Consider the following 4528-nt stretch of genomic DNA (forward strand, 5'->3'; position numbering starts at 1 on the left):
TACAATCTGTAAATTTCGCCGACGATACTGAAGGAATAAGTTCAATCAAAACAGAATTAGTAAGACCTTCTATAAAATTATTAGATGTAGAATATTCTGAAAAAAAGACCTCTACAAAAAATTTAGTTGCTAAATCATGTGGAGCTTCTGATGAAGATTTTACTTTAGATGAATTATTGTTTTTATCAAAAACATACGGATTCGAAATTGAAGAAGACGATAATTTAAAAGGATATTATAAAAGCGTTTTAAAAATTCATAAACTGTATGACTGCCCTGGCTATATCACTTTAATGGAATTAGACGGAAAAGAATATTTAAAGATTGAATTCCTTCGTTGGCAATTTGACTGTCAACCTAGAGGCGCGGGAGAAGATATGTTGGGAGAAGATATCACCTACATTCTTGGCATTTGGGAATCGCCATTACTGACAGATGAAATAGTTTCTAAAATTAAAGCAAGTAACTAAAAATGATAAAAGTATTAGAAAAAGATTGGGAAATTTTACATAAAAACTTCAGAATAAGGAGAGAAGAATTGTTTCTCATTTTTCCTTACAGAGCAAATTTTGAAGAGATGAAACAGTTACTTCTGGAATCAAAAACAGATTCTGTATTCAATAATCGATTTAATGCAATATTATGGAGATTTCCAATTTCTATGTCTGATAATGAATTTATGAAATTATTGCAATTCTTTTTATTAGAGAATTGGCATCATGATCATGAATTCATAATTAGTTCTTTTCAGGATACTTTTTATGACGATAAAGAGAATATCAAAATTTTAATGCAAGCCTTTTCTTCGCTTCCTGAGTTTTATAAATATGACGAGGCTCTTAAATATCCTTATATCCGTAAAATCATATACGCTATTGGTGCGCAACCTGAGCCATACAATATTGAAGCATTAGAAACTATTTCGCAATCTGAAGACGAAGAAATAAAAGCATTAGCATTGCATCAAATTGAAAAGAGAAAACGATTGGGCAGATGGGAAGCAGAAAATGACCAATAATTTTTTCATTAAAATTTCAATTGACCTTTTTTAGAATTAAATCATGATGCAGCTCACAAAGATTACTAGTTTAAACGACTTCAAAAGAGAAAACAAAAAAATTGAATTTGTTTTTAAAGGCTGGGAAGAACCTAATAGAGGTCAGGAACTTGTCTATTATGCTTTACTGATTGATGGAATAGATAAAACCAAAGAGTTGTTTTCATCAGATATAATTCAATGTGTCTTCAATAAAAAAATTGAAACAGAACATCCTACAAAAAATTTTGCATTTATTCCAAACAACGATTTTCTTTTATTGAATACTTTGGACCTTACTAAAACTAACTTAAAAGTATATTTTAGAGAAAACAGAAACACATTTCAGGACAGTTTGGTCGGAAGTTTCTTTTACCCAGAAAGTCATTTATTAATCAATAAAAGAAGTTTGGTTTTGACTGATCTTAGCACTTTAGAAAGTAAAAAAATAAAGTTTAAAGAAGATATAAGTATCGAATGGGCTTTTTTGATTAATGCTACTCAAATTCAAATTATTGAGGCTTTTTCCAACAACTGTTTTGTTTATGATTTAAAAGAAGAGGAAATTATTATGAAAAGAAATATTGTGAATGAATCTCTTTATCCTAATATCTTTAGATGGATTTACAGAGGACAAGAATACCAATCCAATCAATTGCAAATGGAACTGATTCAAAAAAAAGAGGATAAATCTATTAGTACCTATTTCAAAAATGACTGATATATTAGACACGATAACATTTCATTTCATTACTGAAAATAGATGAAGAATTATTAAAAAAAGACGGATTGTGGACGTCATTAATAGAAGATATTGAGTTTGGTATTGTTGGCTAAAAAATCAAATAATGGGAATATATGCGCATATAATTAAAGATTGGCAGAAACATGATCCTGAAAAAGTTTTTATGGACGCAGCAAAAGTGTGCTATACCATAAATGCAATGTTCAATTTTGGTAATGTAAAGATGTTTTTTCCTGATGGAAAACTAAAACACACCTCTGTAGGCATAATTGATGATAAAGTTTCAACCTCGAAGGTCAATGAAAATCAATTTATATTTAATATTCAAGGTGTTAATGAAGAAGATATCGAACTCGGATTAGACAAAGATCTCGATTATTTAGTGCCTAATAAAAGATTATGCAGTCTTGCTTATATTGAAAAAGTAAGAGACAGCAATACAGAATTGATTTTCCATTTTGCTTATGAATATTTAAAACTAAATCAAGACGAATATTTTTGGTTCGAATGGGATTATGCTTTTAGTTGGAACGATATGATAAAGCTTAAAAAACTTCCTTTCAATAAAAATTGGTGCTTTATAAATCCTGATACTCTTTGATTTAAATTGTATCTTAACAAACACAGAATTATAATGGCGCTAAATGATATTGAATTAGAACAATTTAAACAAACTTTGAAAAAAGCAAGTGAGGAGTTAGGAACAAAAGAAATAGTATATTTTTCTGAATGGGCTTATTTTCTTCCAAGTCATACGCTTAAAATGAACGAGGTATCTCTTCCTGAAAAATATGATATTCCAACTGCCTGGGACGGCTTTGGAATTGATGATCTTGATAAATTAGAAAAAATCGGATTTCTAGTAAAGACTTTTGAATGGGAAGAAGAGTCGTTTACATTCGAAAAAATTATAAAATACCTCATCATAGCACAATGAATTTTAAAACCGAATTAGAAACCTTCAAATATCTTTTTTTTGACGGTTTAAAATTGCATAAAGTCATCAATCAATATAATGACTGGTTTAGTTCTGATGATTATGCTATTTGGAGTAATTCGTATGTCGAATTAAATAATAAAAGAATTTACCTTATTCAGGAAAATGTGAAGGTATTATCTAGCTTAAAATTCTATACTAAAGAAGAGCTCGAATTATTATCTTCAAAATACAATTTTCAAATAAAAGAAAAAGATGGTGTTTATTATGCTTTTACAGAAACTCAAAATTTGAGGCAATTTGAAATTTCAGAAAACGATGATCTAATTGTTATTTACTGCACTCATGGAAGTTATGGCCCTGAAAGCATTTTTATTTATGGTGTTTACGAAAAATAGAAAACGTCTTATGCATTTTTATTTGAACTCATTTTAAACTAAACTTAAATAGCTTAAAAAATCACATTTCGATTATATTTGCAACACCTCAAATTTAAATTAAAACTAAAAATGCAAACATCAAAAATTACCCGAATTGCCGTCGTAGCACTCGTTCTTTTGTTCTTAGTATTGAGTGTAATTAGCTGCAGTACGCATACACATACTCAAACTTATACACCTGCGCCATCTGGCAAAAAAATACCACCAGGACAAGCCAAAAAAATGAATGGAGATAAAAGTGCCAAAGCTTATGCTCCAGGACAGCAGAAAAAGAGATAAAAACAGACCTTCTGAATTTCAGAAGGTTTTTTTATATGAAAATAATTTTAACTTAGCATTAATGAGAAAACTGTTAGCCTACATTACATTAGTCTTTGCTATTGGTGCATTAATTTCTGAATTAACACATAATTTCAGGGATCTCAAATTAATATATTATAATTTGGATCCAGCCAAATATTATGAAAAAGATAAATTATACATTTATAAGATAGAGAATAATAATTCTTCCAATTCTAGCGGATCTAATTCTTGGTATTATGGTGTTTTAGAAAAACAAAAAATAAATGAAAATATATACTATTCTACTTCTTATTTAATGGAAAATACCCTATTAGATAAAAAAGGGCAATATTTAAAAGTGTGGTATTGCAAAAATGCAAACAAAACTATATTACGAGATACAAATAAACTACAACCTACAATTTATGTTAATGGCATAATTATTTACATACTGATTTTACTTATAATTCCATGTATGATCTCTGTGCTAAAAAAAAGTAAAAATTAATTTTTTCACTCTTGCTTCTGTTTTTTCAATAGCGAAATTCTCAAAATGAAAATGAAGGTACTTCATTAACTATAACAAGGATATTATGCAAACGTGATGATTATTTTTTAGAACCATTAGTAACTTTAATCAAATAGGTTCCTTCGGGTAAATCAGTGATATTTGAGCCGTTTGAATCCATTATTTTTCTTCCCTGAGAAAAAACCTCAATATTCTTCCCACCTCTATTGTCTACAGATGAAACAGCAACAGGAGACGTAGTTTTTGCAGAAGCACTACCAGTCTTTTTTGCAGCAATTGAAACTGGCATTGTTTCGGTTACAGGAGCCGTCGCTGCAGAAGCTTTAGAACTATTATAGGCTTCCAAAACCTGTTCGTCTGTCATGGCAACACTATACAATCTTAAATCATCAATATCTGCATTAATGCTTGTTGAGGTATTTAATCTCCCAAGATTCAAAATATATCCTTTTGCCGAGCGTTGAATTCCGTCAACAGATTTTAATAGCTCACCGTTTCGGTAAATTTTCGAAACATTTCCATCATATGTAATACTATAAAAATACCAAGTTTCTTTTGC

At 29.4% G+C, this 4528-nt stretch carries 9 protein-coding genes; 8 read left to right on the top strand and 1 reads right to left on the bottom strand.

From position 1 onward, the window contains the following. The 8 genes from B3J44_RS07240 to B3J44_RS07275 form a co-directional block, all read left to right on the top strand. Positions 1 to 470: hypothetical protein (locus B3J44_RS07240; protein ID WP_286967428.1), on the top strand; the 470-nt coding region annotated here is incomplete at its 5' end. A gap of 2 nt (positions 471 to 472) precedes the next feature. Continuing rightward, the gene (locus B3J44_RS07245) at positions 473 to 1018 is read left to right on the top strand and encodes a hypothetical protein (RefSeq protein WP_198857173.1); all 546 of its coding nucleotides are present in this window, start codon (positions 473 to 475) and stop codon (positions 1016 to 1018) included. A 43-nt stretch (positions 1019 to 1061) separates the two neighbouring features. Next, positions 1062 to 1757, top strand: coding sequence for a hypothetical protein (locus tag B3J44_RS07250; protein WP_286967430.1), 696 nt, complete (start codon positions 1062 to 1064; stop codon positions 1755 to 1757). Between the two features lie 127 nt (positions 1758 to 1884). Beyond that, positions 1885 to 2382, top strand: a complete 498-nt coding sequence (locus tag B3J44_RS07255; RefSeq protein WP_286967432.1) for a hypothetical protein — start codon at positions 1885 to 1887, stop codon at positions 2380 to 2382. Between the two features lie 33 nt (positions 2383 to 2415). Beyond that, a complete protein-coding gene (locus B3J44_RS07260) occupies positions 2416 to 2718 on the top strand; it encodes a hypothetical protein (protein WP_286967434.1) in 303 nt (100 codons plus the stop codon). Then, on the top strand, positions 2715 to 3116 hold the full coding sequence (locus B3J44_RS07265; RefSeq protein WP_286967436.1) for a hypothetical protein: 402 nt from the start codon (positions 2715 to 2717) through the stop codon (positions 3114 to 3116). The genes B3J44_RS07260 and B3J44_RS07265 overlap by 4 nt, the downstream gene beginning before the upstream one ends. A gap of 111 nt (positions 3117 to 3227) precedes the next feature. Continuing rightward, a complete protein-coding gene (locus tag B3J44_RS07270) occupies positions 3228 to 3437 on the top strand; it encodes a hypothetical protein (RefSeq protein WP_286967438.1) in 210 nt (69 codons plus the stop codon). Beyond that, entirely contained in the window at positions 3385 to 3948 is a 564-nt protein-coding gene (locus B3J44_RS07275; protein WP_286967440.1) for a hypothetical protein, read from the top strand. Before B3J44_RS07270 ends, B3J44_RS07275 begins: the two co-directional genes overlap by 53 nt. Positions 3949 to 4048: 100 nt before the next feature. Here the strand turns inward: B3J44_RS07275 and B3J44_RS07280 are convergent. Continuing rightward, positions 4049 to 4528 (bottom strand): LamG-like jellyroll fold domain-containing protein (locus tag B3J44_RS07280; RefSeq protein WP_349678289.1); only part of this gene is annotated, 480 nt, incomplete at its 5' end.

Source organism: Flavobacterium sp. UBA4854 (assembly GCF_002399805.1).
Classification (GTDB): Bacteria; Bacteroidota; Bacteroidia; order Flavobacteriales; family Flavobacteriaceae; genus Flavobacterium; species Flavobacterium ginsengisoli.

Bases quoted from the DNA above. Each gene is read 5' to 3' on its own strand.
- B3J44_RS07250 (WP_286967430.1), top strand. From the start codon at position 1,062: ATGATGCAGCTCACAAAGATTACTAGTTTAAACGACTTCAAAAGAGAA.
- B3J44_RS07275 (WP_286967440.1), top strand. From the start codon at position 3,385: ATGGAGATAAAAGTGCCAAAGCTTATGCTCCAGGACAGCAGAAAAAGA.
- B3J44_RS07270 (WP_286967438.1), top strand. From the start codon at position 3,228: ATGCAAACATCAAAAATTACCCGAATTGCCGTCGTAGCACTCGTTCTT.
- B3J44_RS07265 (WP_286967436.1), top strand. From the start codon at position 2,715: ATGAATTTTAAAACCGAATTAGAAACCTTCAAATATCTTTTTTTTGAC.
- B3J44_RS07255 (WP_286967432.1), top strand. From the start codon at position 1,885: ATGGGAATATATGCGCATATAATTAAAGATTGGCAGAAACATGATCCT.
- B3J44_RS07245 (WP_198857173.1), top strand. From the start codon at position 473: ATGATAAAAGTATTAGAAAAAGATTGGGAAATTTTACATAAAAACTTC.
- B3J44_RS07260 (WP_286967434.1), top strand. From the start codon at position 2,416: ATGGCGCTAAATGATATTGAATTAGAACAATTTAAACAAACTTTGAAA.